This window comes from Plantibacter sp. CFBP 13570 (genome assembly GCF_014841395.1).
In the GTDB taxonomy this organism is placed as follows: Bacteria; Actinomycetota; Actinomycetes; order Actinomycetales; family Microbacteriaceae; genus Plantibacter; species Plantibacter auratus.
Map to the genome: position 1 here is coordinate 114,219 of NZ_JACYTW010000004.1, position 25,806 is coordinate 140,024.

A 25,806-nucleotide genomic window follows, 5' to 3' on the forward strand; every position below is an offset into this window, starting at 1 on the left:
GTGTATCCGGCGATCCCGGCGGGGCCACGTGCCACGCTCGGAGGAGGCGGACCGCGTCAGGCCTCGGCGCGGAGCGCACGCCGTTCGGCCTCGACGTCTGCGAGCTGCCGGGTGATCTCCCGGTGGGACTCGTCGCGGGGGTCGGTACGGCGCAACGACCCGAGCAGCGCCGCCTTGCGACCGAGGAGGTCGCGGTCGATCAGCGCCCGCGCGATGTCCCGGACGTAGCTCGGCAGCTTCTCTTCGTTCGTCTCGGGCAGTGGTGACACCCCGAGCTCGCGGACCAGTCCGTCGAAGCCGGGTGGGACCTGCGCGATGACGGTCTCGAGCCAGGCGTTCGTCCCGAGGTGGTCCAGGCTCACACTCATGGCGTCGCGCACCACGGCGAGGGAACTGTTGGCGACCGAACTCTGGACCGCGCGCTCCAGCATGGGGCGTTCGAGGTGCTGGGGCAGCTGCAGGATCGCGCGAAGGGCGTCCTGCTCGAGGCGCGTCGACGGGTCCTTGGGCAGGTCGTTGAGCGAGGCCTGTCGCTCGCGCGGCGACTCGGCAGCGGGTGCGCCGGGGCCCTGCTGGCGGGCGTCTCGTGCGGAGTTCTGCGAGCCTCCTGCGGCGGCACCGCCAGCGGCCCGCACGGCGCGGGCCACCTCGTCGAGTTCCATGCCGAGCTGCTTCGCGAGCACCCGGGTGTACCCGGGACGGAGCGAGGGGTCGCGGATCTCGGCGACGACCGGCGCGGCCGCGCGGAGTGCGCCGACGCGGCCCTCGACCGTCTCGAGATCGAAGCCCGCCAGGGTCCGCCGGATGATGAACTCGAACATCGGCTCGCGGCCGTCGACGAGCTTCCGGATGGCGCCGTCGCCGCGGTTGAGGCGGAGGTCGCAGGGGTCGAGGCCGTCGGAGGACACGGCGACGTACGTCTGGGCCGAGAAGCGCTTCTCCTCGCCGAACGCACGCGTCGCGGCCTTCTGCCCGGCCTCATCAGGGTCGAACGTGAAGATGACCTCGCCGGTGGCGGAGTCGTCGCCCATGACGCGGCGGATCATCTTGATGTGGTCGACCCCGAACGAGGTCCCGCAGGTCGCCACCGCGGTGGTCTCCCCCGCCAGGTGGCAGGCCATGACGTCGGTGTACCCCTCGACGACGACGACGCGCTTGCCGCGCGAGATGTCGCGTTTGGCGAGGTCGAGGCCGTAGAGGACCTGCGCCTTGTGGTAGATCGCCGTCTCCGGGGTGTTGAGGTACTTCGGCCCCTTGTCGTCGTCGCGGAGGCGCCGGGCGCCGAAGCCGAGCACCTGGCCGGTGGTGTCGCGGATGGGCCAGATGAGGCGCCCGCGGAACCGGTCGTAGACCCCGCGGTCGCCGCTCGACACGAGCCCGGCCGCGAGCATCTCCTCGTCGGAGAATCCGCGAGACCGCAGCGCCTTCATGAGGTGGTCCCAGCCGGCAGGCGCGAACCCGATCCCGAAGTGGTCGGCAGCGGCGGCGTCGAAGCCTCGTTCGCCGAGGAACCGCCGCCCGAGGTCGGCATCGCCGTCGTGGAGCTGCTGCTGGAAGTACTCGGCGGCAGCCTGGTTGGCGGCGAAGAGGCGAGCCCGGTTGCCGTGATCGACCTTGCCGCCGCCCTCCTCGTAGCTGAGCGGGTAGCCGATGCGCTGCGCGAGACGTTCCACCGACTCGGCGAACGTCACGTGGTCCATCTTCTGCAGGAAGCTGTAGACGTCGCCGCTCTCGCCGCAGCCGAAGCAGTGGTACAGCCCGACCGTGGGGCGCACATGGAAGCTCGGGCTGCGTTCGTCGTGGAAGGGGCACAAGCCCTTCAGCGAGCCGACGCCGGCGGACTTCAGCGAGACGTAGTCACCGACGACGTCGCCGATGTTGGTGCGTGCCTTGACCTCTTCAACATCGCTCTGTCGAATCCGTCCGGCCATGCTTCGATCCTAGTCTCGTGCGTCCATCGTCCATCCCTGAGGGCCTCCGCACAGCGGAGTCGGAGGCCCGCTCCCGTGTGGAGGAGCGTCAGGCGCCGACGTGCCGTTCGTGCCAGGAGAGAGCGCTCTGATCGGTCAGGCTCGCGATCTGGTCGACGACGACACGACGGCGTTCCGCATCGGACCCGGCTGCCCGCCAGTCCGCCGCGAAGCCGACGTCGAGGGCCGACTCCCCGAGCGCGAACACCGCGTCCGACAGTTCGATGAGGATCTCCCGCTGCCGGACGTACAGCGGCTGGCGGGAGTCGCTGTACATCACGAACGCGGCGACGATCCCCTTGAGGAGGGCGATCTCGGCCTGGATGCCGTGGGGCACCACGACGTCGGCCCCGAACCGCACGAGGCTGGCCTGAGGGAAGGCCTCTCGGGTCGCCGCAGTCGCCGCACCGGCGAACCGACCGATCATCTGGCTCGTGAAGTTCTTGAGGCGACCGAGGTCGCGCCGGGAGCCGTCCCAGGCGGTGATCCAGGTGTGCGAGGACTGCAGCCGGTCGAAGGCGGCGGCGAGGTCGTCGTGGGTGAAGTCGTCGCCGGCCCAGGACAGCGCGGTGTCGATGAGGCGGTCGTGTCCTGCGCGCGCGTTCAGGAACGCCGGGTCGATGTACTCCCCGACGACGGCGTCCTCGAAGTCGTGCACGGAGTAGGCGATGTCGTCCGCGAGGTCCATGACCTGCGCCTCGATGCAGCGGACGCGCTCGGGAGCGCCGGCTCGCAACCAGCGGAAGGCCGCAGAGTCCTCGTCGAAGAACCCGAACTTGGCGCGACCACCGGGATCCGGCACCGACTGAGCGGCCGGCCACGGGTATTTGCAGCTGGCGTCGAGGCTCGCGCGGGTGAGGTTCAGACCGTACGGCTCGCCGTCGGGACCGAAGACCTTGGATTCGAGGCGCGTCAGGATCCGCAGGGTCTGGGCGTTGCCCTCGAACCCGCCGATCGCGGCGGACCAGTCGTTGAGCGCTCGTTCGCCGTTGTGACCGAACGGCGGGTGACCGAGGTCGTGCGCGAGGCACGCCGTGTCGACGACGTCCGGCGCGAGGTCGAGGCTGGCCGCCAGCTCGCGACCGACCTGCGCCACCTCGAGGGAATGGGTCAGCCGGTTCCGCGCGAAGTCGACACCGCTCGTCGGGCTCAGCACCTGGGTCTTGGCGGCGAGTCGCCGCAGGGCACTGGAGTGCAACAGCCGTGCACGATCGCGCGCGAAGTCGGAGCGTCGCGTCGAGTGGTGCTCGGGCATCCAGCGTTCCTCGTCGTGCAGGGTGTAGCCGTCCCGGTCCATGGAGACGCTCCCCTGCTCGATGATGCTATCCGCCACTGTGGTCCAGTTCCGCTCCCGCGATCTCGGTCTGCTCGTCGGCACCCAGCGACTGCGAGTCGAGCCAGCCGTAGGGCAGTGCCGGTCGTTTCGGCGTACCGGCGCGCCCGCGCTGCCCTTCGGCCGCGGCGCCCGGGTAGGGAGCGGTCCAGTCGAGGGTCGCGAGCAGTTCGTCGAGCTGGTCGAGCGACTCCACGGTCGCGAGGCTCGCGCGGAGGTCGCCACCGACCGGGTAGCCCTTGAAGTACCAGGCGACGTGCTTCCGGATGTCGCGGCAGCCGCGCTCCTCGCTCTCGAAGAACTCGGCCAGGAGCTCGGCGTGACGCCGGAACGCGGCCGCGACGTCGCCCAGGGACGGCTCTGCCTTGCCGCCCTCGCCGGCGAACGCCGAGCTGAGGTCGCCGAAGAGCCAGGGGCGACCGAGGCAACCGCGGCCCACGACGACGCCGTCGCAACCCGTCTCGTCGACCATCCTGAGGGCGTCCTCGCCCGACCAGATGTCGCCGTTCCCGAGGACCGGCACTGAGGTGACCGTCTCCTTGAGCTTGGTGATCGCCGACCAGTCCGCGTGGCCGGAGTAGAACTCGGCGGCGGTCCTGGCGTGCAGCGCGATCGACGCCACGCCGGCGCCCTCGGCGATCCGGCCGGCCTCGAGGTAGGTGAGGTGGTCGGAGTCGATGCCCTTGCGCATCTTGATCGTGAGCGGGACGTCGCCTGCGGCACGGACCGCGCCCTCGACGATGTCGCGGAAGAGCCCGGTCTTCCAGGGCAGCGCCGCTCCCCCGCCCTTGCGGGTGACCTTGGGCACCGGGCAGCCGAAGTTGAGGTCGATGTGGTCGGCGCGATCCTCGGCGACGAGCATGGTGACGGCCTCGGCGACCGTCTTCGGGTCGACGCCGTAGAGCTGGATGGACCGGAGCGTCTCGCTCTCGTGGTGCTGGATGAGCCGCATGGTCTCCGGCGTGCGTTCGACGAGCGCACGGGAGGTGATCATCTCGCTGACGTACAGTCCGGCGCCGTATTCGCGGCACAGGCGACGGAACGCCGTGTTGGTGATCCCGGCCATGGGGGCGAGCACGACCGGCGAGTCGAGCACGATGGGCCCGATCGCGAGGCTCGGGCGCTGCGAGAGCGTGGTAGGAAGAGACATCACCCTCGATTCTCCCAGATGATCGGCGCTCCCGCGCCCAGTGAGGACCACATGTCAGACGCCGTCCCGCCCGCCGACCTCCAGCCGTCCGGCCGCGAGCGCGTCCGAGCAGCGGCCGCCGCACTCGGTCTCGACGTGGAGCTGGTCGAGCGACCGCCCGCGCGCAGTCTCCACGAGGCTGCGGAGCTGCTCGGCATCGAGCCCGCGGACATCGTCAAGACGATCGTCGTGAAGCGTCGCAGCGGCGACTACCTCTTCGCCCTCGTGCCCGGCGGCCGCAAGATCTCCTGGCCGCCGTTCCGCACGCTGCTCGGTGTGAACAAGCTCGCGATGCCGGACGCGGCGACCGCGTTCCAGGCGACCGGCTACGAGCGGGGCACCATCACCGTCCTCGGTGCGAGCGCTCCACTCCCCGTCTACGCGGACGAGCGCATCCTCGAGCGCGGTGGGCGCATCTCGATCGGCGCCGGCGAGCACGGGTGGAGCGCCTTCGTCGACGCGGCGGAGTACCTCACCGCCATCGGCGCCGTCACCGCGGACCTCACCGAGCCGGAGGAGCCTCAGTCCTGAGCCGGCTCCGGCGGGAGCACGAGGCAAGTGTCGCCCTCGCAGACGACGGCGTCGCCCCCGAGGAGTCGGAGCGCCGGCCGGACCGTCGCGGGCTGCTGATCATCGACGCTGCGCTCAGGGGACGTCGTCTCCGTGCTCACGCCTGCACCGGCTCGGTGCTCGCGCGTTCCGTCCAGACCTGCTCGAGGACCTGCGTGAACGCGGCCGCCTCCTGCGCCCCGGACACCCCGTAGGCGCCGTCGATGACGAAGAACGGGACGCCCTGGATGCCGTACCCCTGTGCCGTCGCCTGGTCCTCGCGGACCGCCTGCGTGTACTGGCCGGATTCCAGTGCCGAGACCACGGCGGACCGGTCGAGCCCCACCTCGACGGCGAGGTCGGCGAGGTCCTCGATGCGACCGACATGGCGGCCCTCGGTGAAGTAGGCCCGCAGGAGGCGCTCGGTCATCTCGAGCTGCTTCCCCTCCGCCTTGGCGAGGTGCAGCAGTTCGTGCGCCTTCACCGTGTTCGTGTGCTGGAGGATGCCGAAGTCGTATTCGAGACCGGCGTCCGAGGCGATCCCCGTCACCCGATCGAGCATCTGCTGCACCTGGTCGGCCGGCATGCCCTTGTGCTTCACGAGGAAGTCGATCTCGGTGCCGTCGAAGTCGACCGGGGTGTCGGGTGCCAGCTCGAAGGAGTGGTACTCGACCTCGACCTCGCGTCCGTCGCCGAGCTGCGCGAACTCCGCCGCACCCCGCTCGAACTTGCGCTTGCCGATGTAGCACCACGGGCAGGCGATGTCGGACCAGATGTCGATCTTGATGGGTTCACTCATGTCAGGGCCAACCACCGACACCCGTCGGTCATTCCCCCGAGGGCGCCGGGGCGTCTGGCACGTCGCGCGCGCCGCCGAAGCGGCGGTCACGTCCGGCGTACCGCTCGACGGCCTCCCAGAGCTGACGCCGCCCGAAGTCGGGCCAGAGGGTGTCGAGGAAGACCATCTCCGCGTAGGCCGACTGCCACAGCTGGAAGTTGCTGGTGCGCTGCTCCCCGGAGCTCCGGACGAAGAGGTCGACGTCCGGGAGGTCGGGCAGGTAGAGCCGACTCTGGACGAGACGCTCCGAGACGGCCGACGGCTTGATGCGGCCGGCGGCGACGTCGTCGGCGATGCTGCGGACCGCGTCGACGATCTCGTTGCGACCGCCGTAGTTGACGCACATGGTGAGCGTCAGGCGGTCGTTGTCGCGCGTCAGCTCCTCCGCCGTCTGGAGCTCCTTGATGACCGAGGTCCACAACCGCGGCCGACGACCCGACCAGCGCACGCGCACGCCCCACTCGTTCAGTTGGTCGCGCCGTCGATGGAGCACTTCGCGGTTGAACCCCATGAGGAAGCGGACCTCGTCGGGTGAGCGCTTCCAGTTCTCCGTCGAGAACGCGTACACCGACAGGTGCTTGATCCCGAGTTGCAGGGCACCGGCCACGACGTCGAGGAGTGCGGCCTCGCCCGCCTTGTGCCCTTCGACACGCGTGAGTCCGCGTCGGTTCGCCCACCGGCCGTTGCCGTCCATGACGATCGCGACGTGCGACGGCACCTCGCCCTTCGCGAACTCGGGCGGGACCTCCCCCGTCCAGTCGATCGGTTTGAACGGCACCGCGTCGCGGTGGGTGTAAGGCTTCGGGGTCACCCGCGGCTCCGATCCTGTTCGAGGTGCGCGAGCGACCGTAGGCCGCGCTCCAGATGCCATTGCGCGTAGGCGGCGGTGAACCCGCTCGCCCGTGAGGCCGTCTGCTCGGCGGCGGCCTCCGCGTACTCCCAATCGCCGGAGAGCAGTGCTCCGAGGAGCGAGAGGGTGTCGGCGTCGAGCCGAGGGCTCCCCGAGGGCGCGCAGTCGTCGCACACAACCCCGCCGAGCTGCACGACGACGTGCGAGTACTCGCCCTCCGTGCCACACCTCGAGCAGGCGCCGAAGCTCGGTGCCCAACCGGCGAGCGAGAACGCCCGGAGCAGGTAGGAGTCGAGGGTGAGCCGCGGACCGTGCTCATGCTTCGAGAGCGACCGCAGAGCGCCGACGAGCAGTAGGTACTGCTGCAGGGAGCCTTCGGACTCCGTCAGACGATCAGCCGCCTCGACCATCGCGCTGGCGGCCGTGTAGCTCCCGTAGTCGGCGCTGATCTCGGCACCGTACGAACCGAGCGACTCGGCCTGGGTGATGGTGTCGAGGCTGCGGCCCTCGTAGAACTGGACGTCGGCGACCATGAACGGCTCGAGCCGGGACCCGAACTTCGAGCCGGTGCGACGGACACCCTTGGCGACCGCCCTGATCTTGCCCCTGCTGCGTGAGAGCATGGTGACGATGCGATCGGCCTCGCCGAGCTTGTGGGTCCGCAACACCACCACTTCGTCTCGATATACCGGCACGCATCGATTATCCCGCCTCGCACCGACAACGTGACCCGGGAACCGCCGTCGGGGATCGAAGGAGCGCCTGGAGAGATGAAGCCGTGAACGAGGTCCTCTTCGTCGTTCCGCTGTGGGTCGACCTCTCGGCGGTCGCGATCGGCGCTGTCCAGGGCGCGATGTTCGCGGCCAGATTCCAGGATCGTCAGCTCGACTGGCTCGGCGTCGCCATCATCGGCGTCGTCGTCGGACTCGGCGGCGGTCTCATCCGCGACATCCTCCTCGGACAGGTGCCGGCGTCCCTCCAGAACAACTGGTACCTCCCCGTCGCCTCGGGAGCCGCCCTGCTCGGGATGTTCCTCCTGCGCACCATCACGAGGCTCGGGCCGGTCATCATCGGTCTCGACGCCCTGACGATCGGCATGTTCGGAGCGATCGGCTCCACCAAAGCCCTGGCAGCCGGCCTGCCGGTCATCCCGGCGATCTTCGTCGGCACCGTCTCCGCTGTCGGAGGATCGGTGCTCCGCGACGTCATGCTCGGTGTCCCCGTCGCCCTCATGCACGTCGGGTCGCTCTACGCCGTGGCGGCCGCGGTCGGGACCGCCCTCCTCGTCCTCGCCGTGACCTTCGGTGCGCCGCTCGGGATCGCGGCGATCGTCGGTGTCTCCTCGACCGCGGTGATCCGCCTCCTGGCGGTCCGGTTCGGGTGGACGTTGCCCGAGCAGCGCCAGATCGGCGGATGGCGGATCTGGCGCCGCTCGACGCGCGGCTGAGTCGTCTCAGTCGACCGCGAGTGCCGCGACGGGCGCGATCCGGGTCGCCCGACGTGATGGGGCGACCGAGGCCACAGCCGTGAGGAGTGCGGCGAGCACGACGATCACGGCGACGATGGCCCACGGGATGACCGGGAAGATCAGCCCGGGCGAACCGTTGATCGCGCCGAGCATCGACTGGGCACCTGCCCACCCGTAGAACGTCCCGAGGACGAGGCCGACGACGACGGCCGCGATCGTCAACTGGGCCGCCTCGATCACGATCATGCGACGGATCTGCGCTGCGGAGAACCCCAGGGCGCGGAGCAGTCCGAGTTCGCGCGTGCGCTGCAGGACGCTGAGCGAGAGGTTGTTGACCATCCCGACCGCGGCGATGAGCGCGCTCAGCCCGATGAGGGCGGAGAAGACGCCGACGGTCGTCGCGACCACGGCCTGCGTGCCCTCGTAGACCTCCGGACTCGCAGCCTGTGCGTTCATCACGAACTCCTGGAAGTTGGCCGCTGCGACCGCGAACATCGTCACGAGGGTCACGCCGATCACCAGTCCGATCGTCGTGCGTGAACTGCGCTCCGGGTAGCGGACGGCGTTCTCGGCGGCGAGTCGAGCCGTCGCGGAGGTGCCGAACAGCCGGCCGACCAGCCGCAGTGCCGGCGGCATCACGAGGTGCGCACCGAGCACGAGGCCGGAGAAGGAGACGATCCCGCCGACGATGCCGATGAGCACGCCGAGCGGCGAAACGAGCCCGACGCCGACACCGGCGAGCAGGAGCAGGACGCCGACCACGAAGAGACCGATCGCGACCGCGTTCCGGGCGGGCCGCGCGGTGGCCTCCTCCCGGCTCAACTCCTGCGATCCTCCGATCGCCTGCATCGGGGTGACCGTCAGGACGCGACGCGCGCCGATCCAGGACGCGAGCCAGGTGGTCAGGACGACTGCGACGACCGGCAGGAGCACGGCCGGTTCGACGATCGCGTACGGCAACTCGGGCAGCACACCGGTCGCGACCCCGATCCGCACGAGCGCAAAGGTCGCGAGGAGCCCGACGAGCAGCCCGGCTCCCCCGCCGAGCAGGCCGACGACGACGCCCTCCTTCGCGACGGCGCGACGCTGCGATCGCGCCGTCGAACCGATCAGGCGGAGCAGCGCGATCGTCCTCGTCCGCCCGGCGACGATCGTCGCGAACGTGTTCGCCGTGACGATCGCACCGACGTACACCGCCAACGAGACGAACACGGCGGCCGCGAGGATGAGCATGATCACCACGGTGCCGCTGGAACCCGTCACGTCGTCGGCCAGGATGAAGGTGGAGAGCACACTCGTGACCATGAGCAACAGGACGCCGAACGAGGCACTCAGCGTCGCGACGAGGAGGCTCGCGCGATGCTCGCGGGCCCGGGGGCGGAGGTCTACCCGGCTCATGCCGCACGCTCCATGCCGAGCATGAGCGCTGAGATCTGCTCGGCGGTCGATCGGGGACGGTCCTCGACGACCCGGCCGTCCGCGAGGAACACGATCCGGTCCGCGTAGCTCGCGGCGATCGGGTCGTGCGTCACCATCGCGATGCTCTGCCCGTATTCGGTGCTGGCCGCCGCCAGCAGGGCCAGGACGCTCCGCCCGGTGCGCGAGTCGAGGTTGCCGGTCGGTTCGTCCGCGAAGAGGAGCTCGGGTCGCGTCGCGAGGGCACGCGCGATCGCGACGCGCTGCTGCTGTCCGCCCGAGAGTTCGTGCGGGCGGTGCCCGAGTCGGGAGGCGAGTCCGAGCGTGCTCACGAGCACGTCGATCCAGCTCTGCTCCTCACCGGTCGGACGGCGGGCGTCGAGCTCGAAGGGCAGCCGGATGTTGGCCGCGACGTCGAGCGTCGGCACCAGGTTGAACGCCTGGAACACGAAGCCGACACGACGCCGACGGAGGATCGTGAGCTGCCCGTCGTCGAGGTCCGTGATGTCCTGGTCACCGAGGCGCACCCGGCCAGCTGTGGCCTGGTCGAGGCCGGCCATGATGTGCATGAGCGTCGACTTGCCCGAGCCGCTCGGGCCCATGATGGCGGTGAACCGGCCCCGCTCGATCTCGAGGTCGACGCCGTCGAGGGCGACGACCTGGTTGTCGGCGGGTCCGTAGCTCTTCCTGAGTCCGTGGACGCTGGCGACGACGGACGGCTGTGCTGAAGTGGTCATACTCCGAAGCTACGGAGTGAGGTGCCGGGTGCGCGTCGGGCGCACGAGCGACCCTGGTACATCCTGGGGATGATCCTCGATCACTCCGCGGGTGCGTGCTGGACCGCGGTCAGACCAAGCCGTGTTCGAAGGCGAACACGACGAGCTGGACCCGGTCGCGCACCTCGAGCTTCGCGAAGATCCGGCTGATGTGGGTCTTCACGGTCGCCTCGCTGAGGAACTCGGCAGCGGCGATCTCGGAGTTGCTCAGCCCGCGCGCCGCGAGGAGGAAGATCTCGCGCTCGCGCGCCGTGAGCTCGGCATACCGCTGCGGTGCGGCCGGAGCGGCCGGCGCCTGCTGGAAGTGTTCGAACAGCTCGCGGGTGGCCGACGCGGCGATGACCGCGTTCCCGGCATGGACGGTGCGGATCGCTGCGAGCAGGAACTCCGGCTCCGCGTCCTTGAGCAGGAACCCGCTCGCGCCGGCTCGGATGGCCGTCGCGGCCGCCTCGTCGAGGTCGAAGGTGGTCAGCACGACGATCCGAGGCCGCTCGCCCCCGCGCGCGTCCGCCTCAGCCAGGATCGTCTTCGTCGCCTCGATCCCGTCCATGACCGGCATGCGGACGTCCATGAGGATGACCTGCGGACGTGTCCGTGCGGCCAGCTCGACCGCTTGACGCCCATCGGAGGCCTCGCCGACGACGCGGAGGTCCGGCTGCGAACCGATGAGCATGCGGATCCCGCCTCGGAACAGCGCCTGGTCGTCGACCAGCGCGATCGTGATCGCCCCCGCTGCCGTCGCATCACTCGGATCGGTCATCTCGTCACTCCCACCGTCGCGTACGGGATCGATGCGTAGACGGTGAAGAGACCGTCCACCAGGGTCGTCCCGAACCTGCCGCCTGCCAGCGTAGCGCGCTCGTTCATCCCGGCGAGTCCGTGCCCCGTGCCGGCCTTCGGCGGTTCGACCTTGGCCCGGTTGACGACCCAGAGCTGCAGCTCGGGTCCGGTCCAGTCGAGGTGGACGTCGATCGGCCCCCGATGGTCGCCGTGTCGGAGCGCGTTCGTGAGCGCTTCCTGGATGATCCGGTAGACGGCGAGCTGCGAACCGGTCGCCACCGGTCGTTCCTGACCGTGGCTCTGGACCACCACGTCCAGTCCGGCTCCTCGCAACTGCTCGTAGAGCCGGTCGAGGTCGGCCATGACCGGCTGCGGGCCCTCGGTCTGTTGGAATCGCAATTGCGCGAGCAACACCCGGACGTCGGCGAGGGCCTCGCGGGAGATGCTCGAGATCGTCCGCAACGCCTGGTCGGCCGAGTCCGGGTCTGCGGCCAGCGCATATCGGGCACCGTCGGCCTGCGCGATGACCACGGCGAGGGAGTGTGCCACCACGTCGTGCATGTCGCGCGCGATCCGGTTGCGCTCCTGCTCGACCGCGACGTCGCGCTCGGCCAGGAGCTGCGCCTGTCGGCTCTCGCGGGCGAGCCGCCAGGTGCGCATGAGGACACCTGCGGTCCAAGCGAGGCCGAAGAAGGCGGCGAACGCGAGGAACATGAACAGCCCGACCGTCACCTGCGCGACCGGTGTCATGTCGTTCGCCAGACCGAAGGTGCTGATCTCAGCGGAGAGGTTGGAGGTCCAGCTCGGGACGACGATCACATAGAACGCGATGAGCGCGGCTCCGACGAACGCGGAGGCGAAGGAGATCCAGCGCAGGGCCCGTCCGCCGTAACTCGCCGCCGCGTAGAGCACGACCGGGATCGCGAAGTTCGCGGGATCGGGTGCCAGGAGGAGCAGCATCTGCGCCAGCGCCGTGAACCAGGCGATGGCGAGGGAGATCCCGGGAGCCAGGCGGCGGAGGGCGAGCGCCACGCACATGCCGAGCAGGACGATGACGTACTGGGTCGGACGAGCGGCGTATGCCGCGAACGTGACGAGGAACAGCACCGAGGGCAGCGCGATGTCGAGGGCCAGTTGGCCGGGTCGGAGCGAGCGGAGCATCCACTAACCGTACGACCTGGCGGCCGGTCACCCGGTCCTCGCGCAGGAAGATCATCCTCCGGGTGTACGCCGGAGGACAGCACTGCGCCGGGCCGACCCGAAGGCCTGCCCGGCGCAGCGAGGTCGTCAGATGGAGGCCAGTTCCCGCGTCTCGACCTGCGTGCGGACAGCCCGGTTGACCGCCGAGACGACGGCCTTGAGCGAGGCCGTGGCGATGTCGCCGTCGATGCCGACGCCCCAGAGGCGCTGGTCGTTCACCTGGAGCTCGACGTAGGCGGCCGCCTCGGCGTCGCCTCCGGCGCTCAGCGTGTGCTCGACGTAGTCGTACAGCGTGACCTCGATGCCGCGCCCGGAGAGCAGGTTGAGGAAGGCCGCGATCGGGCCGTTGCCGGTCGAGGTGCGCTCCTCGACCTGCTCGCCGTCGCGAAGGGCGACCTCGAGGACCACGGTGCCGGCGAGATCGCTCGACGTCTTCGTGGACTGCAGTTCGAATCGACCCCACTTGGCATCCGCGACCGCTGCCGGAAGGTACTCGTCCTGGAAGATCGACCAGATCTGACCGCTCGTCACCTCGCCACCCTCGGCGTCGGTCTTCGCCTGGACGACGCCGGAGAACTCGATCTGCAGGCGACGCGGCAGGTCGATCGCGTGATCGGTCTTGAGCAGGTAGGCGACGCCGCCCTTGCCCGACTGCGAGTTCACGCGGATGACCGCTTCGTAGCTGCGCCCGAGGTCCTGCGGATCGACGGGCAGGTACGGCACGGCCCATTCGAGGTCGGCGACGTCCTTTCCCTGGGAGACGGCGTCGACGGACATCGCCTCGAAGCCCTTCTTGATCGCGTCCTGGTGCGAACCGCTGAAGGCCGTGAAGACGAGGTCGCCCGCCCACGGGCTCCGCTCGTGCACCGGCAGCTGGTTGCAGTGCTCGGCCGTCCGCTTGACCTCGTCGATGTCGCTGAAGTCGATCTGCGGGTCGACACCCTGCGTGAACATGTTGATGCCGAGCGCGACGAGGTCGACGTTGCCGGTGCGCTCACCGTTCCCGAAGAGGCACCCCTCGATCCGGTCGGCACCGGCCAGGTAGCCGAGCTCGGCTGCCGCGATCGCGGTCCCGCGGTCGTTGTGCGGGTGCAGCGAGATGATGATGTTCTCGCGGTTGGCCAGGTTGCGGCTCATCCACTCGATCGAGTCCGCGTAGACGTTCGGCGAGGCCATCTCGACCGTCGACGGCAGGTTGATGATGACCTTGCGGTCGGGGGTCGCCTCGAGGACCTCGACCACCTGGTTGCAGATGTCGACGGCGAACTCGAGCTCGGTACCGGTGTAGCTCTCCGGCGAGTACTCGTAGTAGATCTGCGTCCCGGGGACGGTCGACTCCATCTCGCGACACTTCCGGGCGCCGTGGAGGGCGAGGTCGATGATGCCCTGCTTGTCGCTGCGGAACACGACGTCGCGCTGCAGGATGCTCGTCGAGTTGTACAGGTGCACGATCGCCTGCTTCGCGCCGCGCAGCGACTCGTAGGTGCGTTCGATGAGGTGGTCGCGTGCCTGGGTCAGCACCTGGATGGTGACGTCCTCGGGGATCGCACCCTCGTCGATGAGGCTGCGGACGAAGTCGAAGTCGGTCTGGCTCGCGCTCGGGAACCCGACCTCGATCTCCTTGTATCCCATCTTCACGAGCAGGTCGAACATGATGCGCTTGCGCTCCGGGCTCATCGGGTCGATGAGGGCCTGGTTGCCGTCGCGGAGGTCGACGGCGCACCAGCGCGGGGCCTCGGTGATCCGACGGTCAGGCCAGGTGCGGTCGGGCAGCGAGACGGCGAACTGGTCCTGGTAGGCGCGGTAGCGATGGACCGGCATGCCTGATGGGGTCTGGGTGTTCTTCATGATCCTGGGATCTCCTCGTGGGATTGGGGGTGAGCCAATGACGAACTCCGCGACGAGGGAGGCCTGGAACTAGGACTCGTCGCGGCAGCTAAGGAGGAGCAGACCGGAGAACACGTCGTCAGCATAGCACTCCCCCGCGCGGCCGATCAGGTGACCAACGAGGCGAGGTCTCGCACGGACACGTCCGGGAGGTACGCGCGCCCGACCGCGATGCCGATCGCCGGCAGGGTCAGCGGGTCAGCGTAGCCGAGGACGAGCGGACGCTCCTCCGGCTGGAACTTCCCCTTGAAGGCGAGGAGCGAGCGGAACCCGTACACGGGTTCGAGCACGTTCCCGAGGTAGGTCAGGACGCGGTCGATCCCGTCCGTCTCCGGCTGCTCGGTGCTCCTCGAGCGAGCGAGTGGAGCCCCGGAGAGGCTCATCTCCTCGATGCCGTCCTCCTTGAACCGAGCGGCGGCCTCGGCGATGAGGAACTCCATGACGCCGTTCATGCCATCCGTCCGACGCCGCATGAAGTCGAGGGTCCAACCGACCAGCTCACCATCGCGCCGCACCGGGAGCCAGCTCGTGACACCGTGCAGCCGTCCTTGCTCGTCGACCGCGAGCAGGAGCCGGACCTCCTCGTCGACGAGCTCGTCGATCCCACCGAGGGTGAACCCCATCTCGGGCAGCTTCCGCTCGGCGACCCACTCCTCGGAGATCTCGGCGATCTGCGCCGCGAGCCCGACGCCGAGCGCCCCGTAGGTCGACCAGACAGCGGTGATCCCCGCACGATCGGCTCGGTTCACGGAGGATCTGATGTCCTGCCAGCGCTTGCCGACCATGCTCCAGCCCTGCGGGTGCAGGACCGTCTCCTCGGCGACCTGCACGGTGCGCCAACCGATCCGGTGGAGCGCTCCTGCGGTCTGCTCGTCCACGCTGTACAACGCCACCGTCAGGCCCGAGTCCTCACAGTGCTCGATGAACCGCTCGAGCACTCCCTGCTCGTGGCGGTGCATCCCGAAGAATCCGCCCGTGGTGACCGCGACCCCGGCGACGATCCGATAGGCGATGCCAGCGTTGCGCTCCGGGTCGAACCAGGTGAGGTTGCCCGGCCAGGTGGCCATGTGCCCGATGGAGTCGCTGCCCTCGGCCAGGAGCTCGCGCAGGCGGCGCTCGTCGGCCGGCGCGATGGCGTTCGCGACCCGGCTCAGCGGCCAGACCGCGCCGAGCAGGATGATGCTCCACCAGACGGGTCCGACGGCGTGGAACACCACGCCGGTGAGCGGGGCGACCGGCACGAAGCCCGGGAGGACGTTCCGCAGGTACGCGGCGGGGACGAAACGCTCCGGCGCCGCACGGAGGACCTCCCACACGTCGGGCCTCGGCGAGAATCCTCCGGGTTGCAGCAGCGCGACGACGACGAAGAGCGCGGCGAGCACGACCCACGACGCGCCGACCAGGGCGAGATACCCCCAGGCGCTGCGTCGGGTGGCCCGCACGGGGAACCCACGACGGAGCACGACCAGGAGCGCCGCCACGACGAGCGGCAGCAGGATCGCCGCCCACAGTGCTATCGCGATCTCGACGGACCGCTGCTGCGCACCGTGCCCCGTCCCGAGCAACGACGAGGGGTGTCCCGTCGGGTGGAGTCGCACCCCCGCCCCGAGCGACAGCGCACTCAGGACGGCGAAGGACACCATGATCGCCGTGGCGAACCAGACCGCGAACCGTCTGCCGCGGAGCAGGCCCCACGCCGCGAAGAGCAGGGCGATCATGGGGACCACCGACAAGAGCACCGCTCCGAAGCCGTCGACGCGCACCAGCGTGAGGTCGCGCAGGCACTGTGCTGACACGCCGACCGTGCGGCATTGCCCGATGACCTGTCCGGCGTCCGGGATGTTCTGTTCGAGCAGGAGCACGAGCGGCGCGAGCGGACCGAGGTGCCGGCCGGACAGGAAGGTGATGAGCGGTCCGACGCCCATCATCGCGACCACTGACGCCAGGAGTACCCGGGTCTCGTGGTGCGAGCTCCGCACGCGTCGCACCGACGGGGTGGCCCCGGCGAGCACGATCCCGAGCAGGACGCCGACCAGCGCTGCGAACAGTCGCGCGAGATCCTGCGGGAGTCCCGAGTACAGCAGCACGATCAGCGCACCGACGACGACGAACGCGCGGATCCGTCGACGCCAGAGCGGCCCGTGGAACGCACTCGACGCGGCGAGGGCGCCGAGCGCGCCGGCCACGGGGTCGAATGCCACGATGCGGGCGACCTCGCCGCTCCAGAACTCGCCGCCGAGCGTGCCCAGGAGTTGGAGCCCGATGGCGAGCGCGTTCCCGGCGACCGCGGTCACGAGCACCGCCAGGAGCGTCTTGGCGGCGCCGAACCGTCGCTCGGCGAGCACCAGTGCGGGGACGCCGATCAGCAGGAAGGCGAGGAGGCCGAGCACCCCGTCGGTTCCCAGGGCGCCGGTCAGGAGTGCCCACCAGTGCCCGTCGACCACGACCTGCTCGTACCCCACGCCCGCCGCCTCACGGATCGCCGACCGCCAGGCCGGCGTCGCCACCGGCGGCGTCCGCCACACGAACGCACTGACCACGAGCACCAGCCCCGTGATCCCGATGCTCATCGGCACCGATCGGATCACGCCGGTCACGAGTCGACCGAACGGCGTCGCCCTCCCCGCGCGCATCAGGCGAGCCCGAATCGTGCGGCGATCACGGGGAGCGCTCGCTCGAACACCGTGTGCACGGTGTGCCAGTCGTGCGCCGTCCCGTCGGAGACGAAGGTCGTCGTCCGCATGCCGGCGGCCGAGGCCATCGCGGCGACCCGCCGGACGCCGGGACCGTAGCGGCTGTCGTCGCTGCCGTAGCCGAAGACACCGACGGTGTCCGCGTACGGGGTGTGTGCGGCGAGGATCGCGGAGGGGGCTGCAGCCTCGTACGCCGTCGCCGACCCGCCGAAGCCCTGTGCGATCGTCGTCGGTCCGATGGACGGGACGACCTCCCCCGAGATGTCGAGGATGCCGCCGTAGCGTTCGGGGTGCGCGGCGCCGAGCTGGATGGAACAGGTCCCTCCCTGCGAGAAGCCGGCGATGAACCAGTCCGTCCGCGATGCGGACACCGGGAGGTGCGCCGAGATCCACGCGGGGACGTCGACCGTGAGGTAGCTCGCCGAGTTGCCGAGCGGCCCGTCGACGCACATCGGGTTGCGGTCCGGAGCGCCGAGCTGGTCGGGCACGACCACGATCGGTGCGAGACCCGCATGCGAGGCGGCGAAGCGGTCGAGGATCCCGGCGATCCCAGCCGACGCGAACAGGTCGGCCGGTTCTCCCGGCTGACCGCTGAACGCCTCGATGACGGGCAGTGCCGGCGGGTGTGCGGCCAGGGCGGCCGGTGGCAGGTAGACGAGCGCGTCCCGGTGGGCGAACCCGGAGGTCGTCGCCGGGATGTCCACGTGTTCGACCCGCCCGCCGCTTGGCAGATCGGCGGGTCGTTGCCACGTCGTCGTCGTCCCCCGGGCGGCAGGCAGGGCCGAGAACGACTGGTACGGGCTGATCCCCAGAGCCGCCCGCACCGTCGCGAACTCACCGAAGTCCTGGTTCACACCGACTGCCCCGATGAGCAGGAAGACCGGGACCGCGAGGCTTGCCACGACGACCCGCCACGCCCTGGTCCGGACGATCGCGGCGATCGCGAGGGCAGCACCGGCGAACCCGACCGCCGCCCACGCACGGGTGACCGGCGTCAGTTCGATCCCGAAGACGTCGAGCACGTCACCGAGCAACCAGGCCGTGGCATAGGCGAGGAGCGCCCCACCGCTCGCCACGAGCAGCATCGTCAGCCAGCCGCGAACCGTTCGGCGCCCGGTCAACAGGATGATCGCCAGGAGGACGGCGGCACCGCCGACCCAGACGAGGAGCTCCGGACGATCCAGCCTGATGGCCAGCAACCAGTCGAACACTCGGACTCCTTCTCGCGACCCCGAGGAACAGTATGTCCGCGCGCTCGCGAGCCTGTCGGCCAGATGACGGGTTCCACAGCGGGCCCAAAGCAGACACGCAAGTCACGTTCAGGTAACGGAGACCCCCCGCACGGATCCGCACGGGCCCACAGCGCCGACGGTCGACCGGATCCGGGTCAGAATCCCAGGCGACCGAGCAGTTTCGGGTCGCGCTGCCAGTCCTTCGCGACCTTGACGCGGATGGAGAGGAAGACCCTCGATCCGACGAGTGGCTCGATCCCGGCGCGGGCCCGGGCCCCGACGTCGCGGAGCCTGGAGCCGCCCTTCCCGATGATGATCGCCTTCTGGCTGTCGCGCTCCACGAACACGTTCGCGTAGATGTCGAGCAGGTCGGTCCCCTCGCGCGGGATCATGTCGTCGATCGTCACCGCGAGCGAGTGGGGCAGCTCGTCCTGGACGCCCTCGAGCGCGGCCTCACGGATGAGCTCGGACACGCGGTCGACGACGGTCTCGTCGGTGGTGGCCTCGGTCGGGTAGAGGCGTTCCGAGAGCGGCATGAGCTTCGTCACCTCGGTGACGAGGATGTCGAGCTGGTCGTCGGTCACCGCGGACAGCGGGATGACCGCGTCCCAGTCCCGGAGCTCCGAGATCGCGAGCAACTGCTCGGCGATCGTCGTCCGGCTGGCGGTGTCGGTCTTCGTGACGATCGCCACCTTCTTGGCGCGCGGGAAGCCGTCGAGCGACTCGTTGATGAAGCGGTCGCCGGGACCGACCTTCTCGTTGGCGGGGATGCAGAACCCGATGACGTCGACGTCGGAGAGGGTGGACTGCACGAGGTCGTTCAGCCGCTGGCCGAGCAGGGTGCGCGGGCGGTGGATGCCGGGGGTGTCGACGACGATGAGCTGGCCGTGGTCGCGGTGCACGACCCCGCGGATCGCGCGACGCGTGGTCTGCGGCTTCGAGCTCGTGATCGCGACCTTCTCACCGACGAGGGCGTTGGTCAGCGTGGACTTGCCGACGTTCGGACGCCCGACGAAGGACACGAACCCCGCTCGGAAGTCGGACGGAGGGGTGGTGTCGTTCATGGGTGCTCCCGGTGGTCGGTGGACGCCTGCTGGGCGTCCTGCAGCTGGTCGTCGCGCTGGGCGATGACGGTGAGGATGCGTCCCCGCCGCCCCTCGACGCGCTCGGCGGTGAGTTCGAGGCCGTTGGTCGACACCGTCGATCCGACGACGGGCAGCCGACCGAGGGCTTTCGCGAGGAGGCCGCCGACGGAGTCGACGTCGTCGTCGTCGAGTTCGAGGCCGAACAACTCCCCCAGCTCGTCGACCGGCAGGCGGGCGTCGACCCGGAACCGTCCGTCGTGCAGATCGGTGATCTCGGGGGTGTCGGTGTCGTACTCGTCGGAGATGTCGCCGACGAGTTCCTCGATGAGGTCCTCGAGGGTCACGAGACCGGAGATGCCGCCGTACTCGTCGACGACCATCGCGATGTGGTTGGACTCCTTCTGCATCTGCTGCAGGAGCGAATCGGCCTTCTTGGACTCGGGGACGAAGCTCGCCGGCCGCAGGAGCGGCTCGATCGAGCCCACCTCGGTGACGCCGTCGCCACCGAACATCGCTCGCACCAGGTCCTTCAGGTACAGGATGCCGACCAGGTCGTCGATGTCGCCGTCGCTGACGGGCGCCCTCGAGATCCCCGTCTCCAGGAACACCTCGAGCGCCTCGCGGACACTGAGATCGCGCTGCAAACTCACGAGGTCGGTGCGCGGGATCATCACCTCGCGGACGAGCGTCTCGTTGAACTCGAAGATCGAGTGGATGAGCTCGCGGTCGTCCTCCTCGAGGACCGAGTGCGCCGCGGCCTCGTCGACCATGCTCAGCAGTTGCTCCTCCGAGGTGAAGGAGACCGAACGGGGCAGCCCCGGGGTCACCCGGTTGCCCAGGGAGACGAGGACGTTCGCGACCGGGCCGAGAACCACGCGTGCGGCGCGGATGGCGGGAGCGCTGAAGCGCAGCACTGCGCTCGCGTGGGTCCGCCCGACGCCTCGGGGGCTCGCGCCGACGAGCACGAAGGAGGTCCCGGTCATGATGACGACCGCGAGGACGAGGACGACCCACAACTCGTCGATCGACGAGGCCAGTGCGAGGGTGACGAGGACGGCGGCCGTGGTCTCGGCCAGGATCCGGATGAAGTTGATCGCGTTGACGTGCGCACCCGGATCGGCTGCGATGGCGCGGAGCGCGGATCCCGAGCGGGCGCCCTCTGCCAGGTCGAGGATGTCCGCGCCCGACTGGACGCCGATCGCGGCGTCGGCTGCGGCCATGAGACCCGCGAACGCGACGAGCAGGAACGCGACGATGACGAAGACGGCGACGAGGGACATCAGCTGGTGCGTCGTCTCTCCTGGAGCGCGAAGGCGAGGAGGATGTCCCGCTGGATGCCGAACATCTCCTTCTCCTCGTCGGGCTCCGCGTGGTCGTACCCGAGGAGGTGGAGCACACCGTGGCAGGTGAGGAGCTGGAGTTCGTCCATCGTCGAGTGCTTCGCGGCGGCCGCCTGCGTCTCGGCGACCTGCGGGCAGAGCACGATGTCGCCGAGCAGCCCGGGCGGCGTCGGGTTCTCCTCGGTGCCGGGACGGAGCTCGTCCATCGGGAAGCTCAGGACGTCGGTCGGTCCCGGCTCGTCCATCCACTGGACGTGCAACTGCTCCATGGCGCCCTCGTCGACCAGGACGATGGCGAGCTCGGCATCGGGGCTCACGTGCATCGCGTCGAGCGCGAACGACGCCAGGGCGAGGATGCGCGATTCGTCGACGGCGACGCCGGACTCGTTGTTGATCTCGATGGTCATGAGCGTCCTCGCTTCGGCTGGTGGTCTCTGGCTGCGCCGCGACGCTCGGCACGGTTGGCGAACTCGGCGGCCTGCTCGCGCTCGAACCGCTGCGCCTGTCGGACGGCGTCGTACTCGCCGTAGGCGTCGACGATCCGACCGACGAGGGTGTGGCGGACGACGTCCTCGCTCGTGAGGTGGGCGAAGTGGATGTCGTCGACGTCCTTGAGCACGCGGGTCACGAGTCGCAGGCCGGACGCGCCGGTCGGCAGGTCGATCTGCGTGACGTCGCCGGTCACGACGATCTTGGACCCGAACCCGAGCCGGGTGAGGAACATCTTCATCTGCTCGGGTGTGGTGTTCTGCGCCTCGTCGAGGACGATGAACGAGTCGTTGAGCGTCCGGCCGCGCATGTAGGCGAGCGGTGCGACCTCGATCGTGCCGGCCGCGAGGAGCTTCGGGACGATCTCCGGGTCCATCATCTCGTTGAGCGCGTCGTAGAGCGGACGCAGGTACGGGTCGATCTTGTCCGTCAGCGTGCCCGGGAGGTACCCGAGTCGCTCGCCGGCCTCGACGGCCGGGCGCGTCAGGATAATCCGGTTGACCTCCTTGCGCTGCAGGGCCTGCACCGCCTTCGCCATCGCGAGGTACGTCTTGCCGGTACCGGCGGGGCCGATACCGAACACGATCGTGTTCTCGTCGATCGCGTCGACGTACGCTCGCTGCCCGACGGTCTTCGCTTTGATCGTCTTGCCGCGCGAGGTGAGGATGACCTGCCCGAGCACCTCCGACGGGGAGGCCGAGCCGTCCTGCCCGAGCATACGGGCGGAGGTGCTGACCTCCGCCGGCCCCGGGTCGTGTCCTTCTCGGACCATGGTGATGAGTTCCTCTACGAGTCGTCTGGCGGCGTCGGCCTGCGGCGCCGGGCCGGTGATGGTGATCTCATTGCCGCGCACGTGCACCGAGACACCGGGGTGTTCGCGCTCGACGGTCGTCAGGAGTCGGTCCTGTGGACCGAGGAGACGGACCATGGCGAGCCCGTCCACCAGGAGGACGTGCTCGACCTCCTCCGTCCGCGCCGCAGCGGGGCGGTCCGGGTTCGAGGACTCAGGCTCCGCCAAGGGTGCCCTCCTGCAGGGAGCCGCCGAGGACATGCGCGTGCACGTGGAAGACCGTCTGCCCGGCGGACTCACCGGTGTTGAAGACGAGTCGGAACTCGCCCCCGGTGTGCTCCTTCGCGAGCGACGACGCCACCTCGACCATTTCCGCGAGCAAGGAGGGGTCGCCAGCGGCCAACTCCACGACGTCGCGGTACTCGGCGGTCTTCGGGACGACGAGGAGGTGCACGGGCGCCTGCGGTGCGATGTCGGCGAACGCGATCACCCGATCGGTCTCGGCGAGGAGGGTCGTCGGGATCTCCCCCGACACGATGCGGCTGAATACCGACGGTGCTTCACTCATGTCCACCAGTCTAAGGTTCGTGGCGACCTCATGCGCGGGCTGGTGGATCGTCACCACCGACCGAGCAGCACGTTGAGCGCGGCGATCGCCGCCGGTCCTGCCGTCGAGGTGCGCAGGACGCCCGAGCCGATCCGGACCTCGATCGCGCCGGCCGCTTCGAGCCGCTCGCGCTCCGCCGGCGAAATGCCGCCCTCCGGACCGACGACGAGGACGAGTTCCTCGGCGAGCAGTGCCGACGGGTCGAGCTCCGAGAGCGCGAGTGCCGCGCTGGGTTCGAGCAGGAGGACGGTCCGGCCTGCGACGATCGTGGCGAGACCACGGGTGTCGACGACCTCGGCCACCTCGGGCACCCGGGCGCGGATCGACTGCTTCGACGCCTCGCGCACGATGAGCTGCCAGCGCGCACGGCCCTTGACCGCTTTGTCGCCCTGCCACCTGGAGATGCTGCGCTCTGCGCCCCAGGGGACGATGCGGTCGACACCCAGCTCGGTCGCCGCCTGGATGGCGAGTTCGTCGCGATCGCCCTTGGCCAGCGCCTGCACGAGGACGAGCCCGGGACGGTTCTCCGGGTGCACCACGACCGATTCGACGCGGATCTCCAACTCGCCCGGCTCGCTTCGCACGACCGGTCCGGTCGCGATCAGGCCCCGGCCGTTGCCGATCGAAGTCGTCTCGCCGACCCGCAGCCGACTCACGGCGACGGCGTGCTTCGCCTCGGGCCCGCGGAGGGTCACCGAGTCTCCGACACCGGTCGATTCGAGATCCTCGCGGAGGTACAGCGAACTCATCTCAACCGACGCCGTGGAAACGGTCGCGGATCTTCGCGAACAGGCCCTGCTGGAACTGCGCGAGCGCCGGAGCACCCTGGCGTCGTCCCGAGGCGAAGCTCTTGATCAGCTCGCGCTCACGGTGGTCGAGCTTCGTCGGGGTGACGACCTGGACGCCGATCTTGAGGTCGCCCCGGCTGTTCCCGCGGAGGCGGGTGACGCCGCGGTCCTTGACCGTGATGACCTCAGAGCTCTGCACGCCCGGCCGCAGCTCGACCTCGACGTCGCCGTCGAGCGCGTGGACGGTGACCTGGCGGCCGAGGATGGCGTCGGTCATCGGGACTTCGAGCGTGCACAGCAGGTCGTCGCCGTCGCGGCTGAAGACGTCGTGGTGCTTGACCTTCATCTCGAGGTAGAGGTCGCCGTTCGGGCCGCCGGCCGGGCCGACCTCGCCACTCCCCGGCATCTGCAGACGCAGACCGGTGTCGACGCCGGCCGGGATGTCGACCGACACGGTGCGGCGGGCACGGAGCCGACCCTGACCCTGGCAGGTGACGCACGGCGTCGCGATGATCGTGCCGTAGCCGCGGCAGGTGCCGCAGGGTGCCGACGTCATGACGTTGCCGAGCAGCGAGCGGACGGCCCGCTGGATGGAGCCGGTGCCGTGACAGATGTCGCAGGTCACCGGTGAAGTACCGGGCTGGCAGCAGGAGCCGTTGCAGGTGCTGCAGAGCACGGCGGTGTCGACCTCGAGGTCGCGGTGGGTGCCGAAGATGACCTCGTCGAGGTCGAGCTCGACGCGCAACAGGGCGTCCTCGCCGCGTGCGCGGCGGGACTTGGGTCCGCGCTGCTGGCCGCCACCGCCGAAGAAGGTGTCGAAGATGTCGCCGAAGCCGCCGAACCCGGCGTCGCCGCCACCGAACCCACCAGCCTGCGGACCGAGGTCGTACTGCTGGCGCTGCTTGGGGTCGCTCAGCACGTCGTAGGCGTGCGTGACCTCCTTGAACCGTTCCGAGGCGTCGGAACCCGGGTTCACGTCGGGGTGCAGTTCGCGTGCGAGGCGGCGGTACGCCTTCTTGATCTCTTCGGGCGTCGCCTCCTTGGCGACACCGAGTGCTGCGTAGTGGTCGGGGTAGTCAGCCACTGAGGGCCTTTCGTTCGAGGTGCGGAAGGTGTTGGGGGACGCGACGAGGATGCGTCACTCGGCGTCGAGGATGCGCGAGAGGTACCTGGCGACGGCGCGGACCGCAGCCATGTTGCTCGCGTAGTCCATTCTCGTGGGGCCGAGGACGCCGAGCCGGGCGATTTCGCCACCAGAGGAACGGTAGTTCCCGGCGAGGACACTCGTGGTCTCGAGGCCGAACGACGCGTTCTCCCGCCCGATGCTGGCGACCACGCTGTCGCGTTCGGACTCCATCTCACCGAAGAGCCGAAGCAGCACGACCTGCTGCTCGATGGCGTCCAGGACCGGATAGATGCTGCCGGGGAAGTCGTCCTCGGTGCGGGCGAGGTTGGCGGCACCGGCCATGACGAGGCGGTCCTGGCGCTGCGCCGACAGCTGCTCGCGCACCGCGTCGACGATGCGGACGGCCGCCGCGCGATCGAGGTCGGCGATGTCGGCTGGGACGTCGCCGATCGCGTCGTGGGCGTCGAGGAGTGGACGGCCCGCGACCGCCTCGTTGCACAGCGAGCGGAGCCGCGAGATGAGGTCGTCGTCGACCGGGCTCTCCGTCTCGATGAGCCGCTGCTCGACGCGGCCGTTGTCGAGGATGATGACCGCGAGCACACGGTTCGGGGTGACGCTCACCAACTCGAGATGCCGGACGCGTGCCCGGGAGAACATCGGGTACTGGACGAGCGCGACCTGGTTCGTCAGCTGCGAGAGCAGCCGCACCGTGCGGTGCAGGACCTCGTCGAGGTCGCCGGACGCGCCGAGGAAGGTCTCGATCGCCGTCCGTTGGGCGTTGTTCAGCGGACGGCGATCGGCCAGGTGGTCGACGAACATCCGGTAACCCTTGTCGGTGGGCACCCGGCCGGAAGAGGTGTGGGGAGCTGCGATGAGCTCTTCGTCCTCGAGCTGCGCCATGTCGTTGCGGATGGTGGCTGCGGAGACCCCGAAGGAGTGGCGGTCGACGATCGTCTTGGAACCGACGGGCTCGCGCGAGGCGACGTAGTCCTGCACGATGACGCGGAGCACTTCGAGACCGCGATCCGACACCATCTCGATCTCCTCCCGTCATCCACCCCGGAGCGCCGACCATCAGCACTCGAAGACCCTGACTGCCAATCATATCGTGGCCTCCGCGCGGCCGTCCCTTGCGCGGCCCCGTGCCGCGGGAATACCGTTGGCCGCAGGCGTGGGTCCCTGATGAGCAACACCTGGTGCGATACGCTCAGCTGGACCAATTGAATATCACTCTCCGTGAAAGGTGCGAAGATGTCCGATCCGAACGCTCAGCCGCCCGTCGACCCAGCGAAGGGCGGGTCGGTTCCGCCTGCAGGAGACGGCGCAACGCCCCCTCCCGCAGCTCCGCAGCAGCCGCCCGCAGGCGCCTACCCGCCCCCGCCCGCCGGTGGCTACGCGCC

General features: G+C 69.6%; 23 protein-coding genes. 2 read left to right on the top strand and 21 right to left on the bottom strand.

All coding sequences use genetic code 11. The features are described from left to right. Positions 1-56: 56 nt before the first annotated feature. The 3 genes from dnaG to dusB form a co-directional block, all read right to left on the bottom strand. Positions 57-1,931, bottom strand: coding sequence for a DNA primase (dnaG, locus tag IFT89_RS02855; RefSeq protein WP_202938157.1), 1,875 nt, complete (start codon positions 1,929-1,931; stop codon positions 57-59). Between the two features lie 88 nt (positions 1,932-2,019). Next, complete coding sequence (locus tag IFT89_RS02860; RefSeq protein ID WP_202938172.1) at positions 2,020-3,267, bottom strand: deoxyguanosinetriphosphate triphosphohydrolase; 1,248 nt, start codon at positions 3,265-3,267, stop codon at positions 2,020-2,022. A 25-nt stretch (positions 3,268-3,292) separates the two neighbouring features. Beyond that, positions 3,293-4,453 (bottom strand): tRNA dihydrouridine synthase DusB, encoded by a 1,161-nt coding sequence (gene dusB, locus IFT89_RS02865; RefSeq protein ID WP_079705764.1) that lies wholly within the window; start codon positions 4,451-4,453, stop codon positions 3,293-3,295. A 51-nt stretch (positions 4,454-4,504) separates the two neighbouring features. Here dusB and IFT89_RS02870 point away from each other — a divergent pair, with 51 nt between their 5' ends. Next, entirely contained in the window at positions 4,505-5,023 is a 519-nt protein-coding gene (locus IFT89_RS02870) for an aminoacyl-tRNA deacylase (RefSeq protein ID WP_192018049.1), read from the top strand. A 136-nt stretch (positions 5,024-5,159) separates the two neighbouring features. On the opposite strand, the gene IFT89_RS02875 is transcribed toward IFT89_RS02870, so the two are convergent. From IFT89_RS02875 to recO, 3 genes are read right to left on the bottom strand one after another with little or no spacing between them, the layout of a single operon-like run. Continuing rightward, a complete protein-coding gene (locus IFT89_RS02875; RefSeq protein ID WP_085510728.1) occupies positions 5,160-5,840 on the bottom strand; it encodes a DsbA family oxidoreductase in 681 nt (226 codons plus the stop codon). 28 nt (positions 5,841-5,868) lie between these two features. Beyond that, complete coding sequence (locus IFT89_RS02880) at positions 5,869-6,690, bottom strand: isoprenyl transferase (protein WP_124769218.1); 822 nt, start codon at positions 6,688-6,690, stop codon at positions 5,869-5,871. Further along, complete coding sequence (gene recO, locus IFT89_RS02885) at positions 6,687-7,424, bottom strand: DNA repair protein RecO (protein ID WP_079705761.1); 738 nt, start codon at positions 7,422-7,424, stop codon at positions 6,687-6,689. Before recO ends, IFT89_RS02880 begins: the two co-directional genes overlap by 4 nt. An 83-nt stretch (positions 7,425-7,507) precedes the next feature. Between recO and IFT89_RS02890 the strand changes: the two genes are divergently transcribed. Next, positions 7,508-8,176, top strand: a complete 669-nt coding sequence (locus tag IFT89_RS02890) for a trimeric intracellular cation channel family protein (protein ID WP_079705760.1) — start codon at positions 7,508-7,510, stop codon at positions 8,174-8,176. Between the two features lie 6 nt (positions 8,177-8,182). Here IFT89_RS02890 and IFT89_RS02895 read toward each other — a convergent pair whose 3' ends face one another. From IFT89_RS02895 to hrcA, 15 genes are all read right to left on the bottom strand, one after another. Beyond that, positions 8,183-9,595, bottom strand: coding sequence for an ABC transporter permease (locus IFT89_RS02895; RefSeq protein ID WP_191940954.1), 1,413 nt, complete (start codon positions 9,593-9,595; stop codon positions 8,183-8,185). Further along, the gene (locus IFT89_RS02900; RefSeq protein WP_079705758.1) at positions 9,592-10,350 is read right to left on the bottom strand and encodes an ABC transporter ATP-binding protein; all 759 of its coding nucleotides are present in this window, start codon (positions 10,348-10,350) and stop codon (positions 9,592-9,594) included. Before IFT89_RS02900 ends, IFT89_RS02895 begins: the two co-directional genes overlap by 4 nt. A gap of 109 nt (positions 10,351-10,459) precedes the next feature. After that, positions 10,460-11,149: a response regulator gene (locus IFT89_RS02905; RefSeq protein ID WP_079705757.1), complete on the bottom strand. Its 690-nt coding sequence runs from the start codon at positions 11,147-11,149 to the stop codon at positions 10,460-10,462. Beyond that, on the bottom strand, positions 11,146-12,330 hold the full coding sequence (locus IFT89_RS02910; RefSeq protein WP_202938158.1) for a sensor histidine kinase: 1,185 nt from the start codon (positions 12,328-12,330) through the stop codon (positions 11,146-11,148). The genes IFT89_RS02905 and IFT89_RS02910 overlap by 4 nt, the downstream gene beginning before the upstream one ends. Positions 12,331-12,456: 126 nt before the next feature. Continuing rightward, positions 12,457-14,217: a 2-isopropylmalate synthase gene (gene leuA / locus IFT89_RS02915; RefSeq protein WP_202938159.1), complete on the bottom strand. Its 1,761-nt coding sequence runs from the start codon at positions 14,215-14,217 to the stop codon at positions 12,457-12,459. 146 nt (positions 14,218-14,363) lie between these two features. Then, entirely contained in the window at positions 14,364-16,853 is a 2,490-nt protein-coding gene (locus tag IFT89_RS20690) for a bifunctional lysylphosphatidylglycerol flippase/synthetase MprF (RefSeq protein ID WP_202938160.1), read from the bottom strand. A gap of 35 nt (positions 16,854-16,888) precedes the next feature. Further along, positions 16,889-18,160 carry an alpha/beta hydrolase gene (locus IFT89_RS02925; protein WP_086473478.1) on the bottom strand — a complete coding sequence of 424 codons (1,272 nt, stop codon included), beginning with the start codon at positions 18,158-18,160 and terminating at the stop codon, positions 16,889-16,891. A 176-nt stretch (positions 18,161-18,336) separates the two neighbouring features. Beyond that, complete coding sequence (era, locus tag IFT89_RS02930) at positions 18,337-19,245, bottom strand: GTPase Era (protein ID WP_202938161.1); 909 nt, start codon at positions 19,243-19,245, stop codon at positions 18,337-18,339. After that, on the bottom strand, positions 19,242-20,546 hold the full coding sequence (locus IFT89_RS02935; RefSeq protein ID WP_191940950.1) for a hemolysin family protein: 1,305 nt from the start codon (positions 20,544-20,546) through the stop codon (positions 19,242-19,244). The genes era and IFT89_RS02935 overlap by 4 nt, the downstream gene beginning before the upstream one ends. Further along, positions 20,546-21,013, bottom strand: coding sequence for an rRNA maturation RNase YbeY (gene ybeY / locus IFT89_RS02940; RefSeq protein ID WP_079705750.1), 468 nt, complete (start codon positions 21,011-21,013; stop codon positions 20,546-20,548). Before ybeY ends, IFT89_RS02935 begins: the two co-directional genes overlap by 1 nt. Then, the gene (locus tag IFT89_RS02945) at positions 21,010-22,023 is read right to left on the bottom strand and encodes a PhoH family protein (RefSeq protein ID WP_228498304.1); all 1,014 of its coding nucleotides are present in this window, start codon (positions 22,021-22,023) and stop codon (positions 21,010-21,012) included. Before IFT89_RS02945 ends, ybeY begins: the two co-directional genes overlap by 4 nt. 76 nt (positions 22,024-22,099) lie before the next feature. Beyond that, entirely contained in the window at positions 22,100-22,453 is a 354-nt protein-coding gene (locus tag IFT89_RS02950) for an HIT domain-containing protein (protein WP_064293856.1), read from the bottom strand. A gap of 50 nt (positions 22,454-22,503) precedes the next feature. Further along, the gene (locus IFT89_RS02955; RefSeq protein WP_202938163.1) at positions 22,504-23,241 is read right to left on the bottom strand and encodes a 16S rRNA (uracil(1498)-N(3))-methyltransferase; all 738 of its coding nucleotides are present in this window, start codon (positions 23,239-23,241) and stop codon (positions 22,504-22,506) included. Between the two features lies 1 nt (position 23,242). Further along, positions 23,243-24,364, bottom strand: a complete 1,122-nt coding sequence (dnaJ, locus tag IFT89_RS02960) for a molecular chaperone DnaJ (RefSeq protein WP_064293629.1) — start codon at positions 24,362-24,364, stop codon at positions 23,243-23,245. A 54-nt stretch (positions 24,365-24,418) separates the two neighbouring features. Then, positions 24,419-25,441 carry a heat-inducible transcriptional repressor HrcA gene (gene hrcA / locus IFT89_RS02965; RefSeq protein ID WP_085510717.1) on the bottom strand — a complete coding sequence of 341 codons (1,023 nt, stop codon included), beginning with the start codon at positions 25,439-25,441 and terminating at the stop codon, positions 24,419-24,421. Between the last annotated feature and the right edge of the window lie 365 nt (positions 25,442-25,806).

Excerpts from the sequence above, each read along its gene's own strand:
- dnaG (WP_202938157.1), bottom strand. The coding sequence starts at position 1,931 with ATGGCCGGACGGATTCGACAGAGCGATGTTGAAGAGGTCAAGGCACGC.
- IFT89_RS02860 (WP_202938172.1), bottom strand. The coding sequence starts at position 3,267 with ATGGACCGGGACGGCTACACCCTGCACGACGAGGAACGCTGGATGCCC.
- dusB (WP_079705764.1), bottom strand. The coding sequence starts at position 4,453 with ATGTCTCTTCCTACCACGCTCTCGCAGCGCCCGAGCCTCGCGATCGGG.
- IFT89_RS02870 (WP_192018049.1), top strand. The coding sequence starts at position 4,505 with ATGTCAGACGCCGTCCCGCCCGCCGACCTCCAGCCGTCCGGCCGCGAG.
- IFT89_RS02875 (WP_085510728.1), bottom strand. The coding sequence starts at position 5,840 with ATGAGTGAACCCATCAAGATCGACATCTGGTCCGACATCGCCTGCCCG.
- IFT89_RS02895 (WP_191940954.1), bottom strand. The coding sequence starts at position 9,595 with ATGAGCCGGGTAGACCTCCGCCCCCGGGCCCGCGAGCATCGCGCGAGC.
- IFT89_RS02900 (WP_079705758.1), bottom strand. The coding sequence starts at position 10,350 with ATGACCACTTCAGCACAGCCGTCCGTCGTCGCCAGCGTCCACGGACTC.
- IFT89_RS02905 (WP_079705757.1), bottom strand. The coding sequence starts at position 11,149 with ATGACCGATCCGAGTGATGCGACGGCAGCGGGGGCGATCACGATCGCG.
- IFT89_RS02910 (WP_202938158.1), bottom strand. The coding sequence starts at position 12,330 with ATGCTCCGCTCGCTCCGACCCGGCCAACTGGCCCTCGACATCGCGCTG.
- leuA (WP_202938159.1), bottom strand. The coding sequence starts at position 14,217 with ATGAAGAACACCCAGACCCCATCAGGCATGCCGGTCCATCGCTACCGC.
- era (WP_202938161.1), bottom strand. The coding sequence starts at position 19,245 with ATGAACGACACCACCCCTCCGTCCGACTTCCGAGCGGGGTTCGTGTCC.
- IFT89_RS02935 (WP_191940950.1), bottom strand. The coding sequence starts at position 20,546 with ATGTCCCTCGTCGCCGTCTTCGTCATCGTCGCGTTCCTGCTCGTCGCG.
- ybeY (WP_079705750.1), bottom strand. The coding sequence starts at position 21,013 with ATGACCATCGAGATCAACAACGAGTCCGGCGTCGCCGTCGACGAATCG.
- IFT89_RS02945 (WP_228498304.1), bottom strand. The coding sequence starts at position 22,023 with ATGGTCCGTCTCCTCGGTCCACAGGACCGACTCCTGACGACCGTCGAG.
- IFT89_RS02950 (WP_064293856.1), bottom strand. The coding sequence starts at position 22,453 with ATGAGTGAAGCACCGTCGGTATTCAGCCGCATCGTGTCGGGGGAGATC.
- IFT89_RS02955 (WP_202938163.1), bottom strand. The coding sequence starts at position 23,241 with ATGAGTTCGCTGTACCTCCGCGAGGATCTCGAATCGACCGGTGTCGGA.
- hrcA (WP_085510717.1), bottom strand. The coding sequence starts at position 25,441 with ATGGTGTCGGATCGCGGTCTCGAAGTGCTCCGCGTCATCGTGCAGGAC.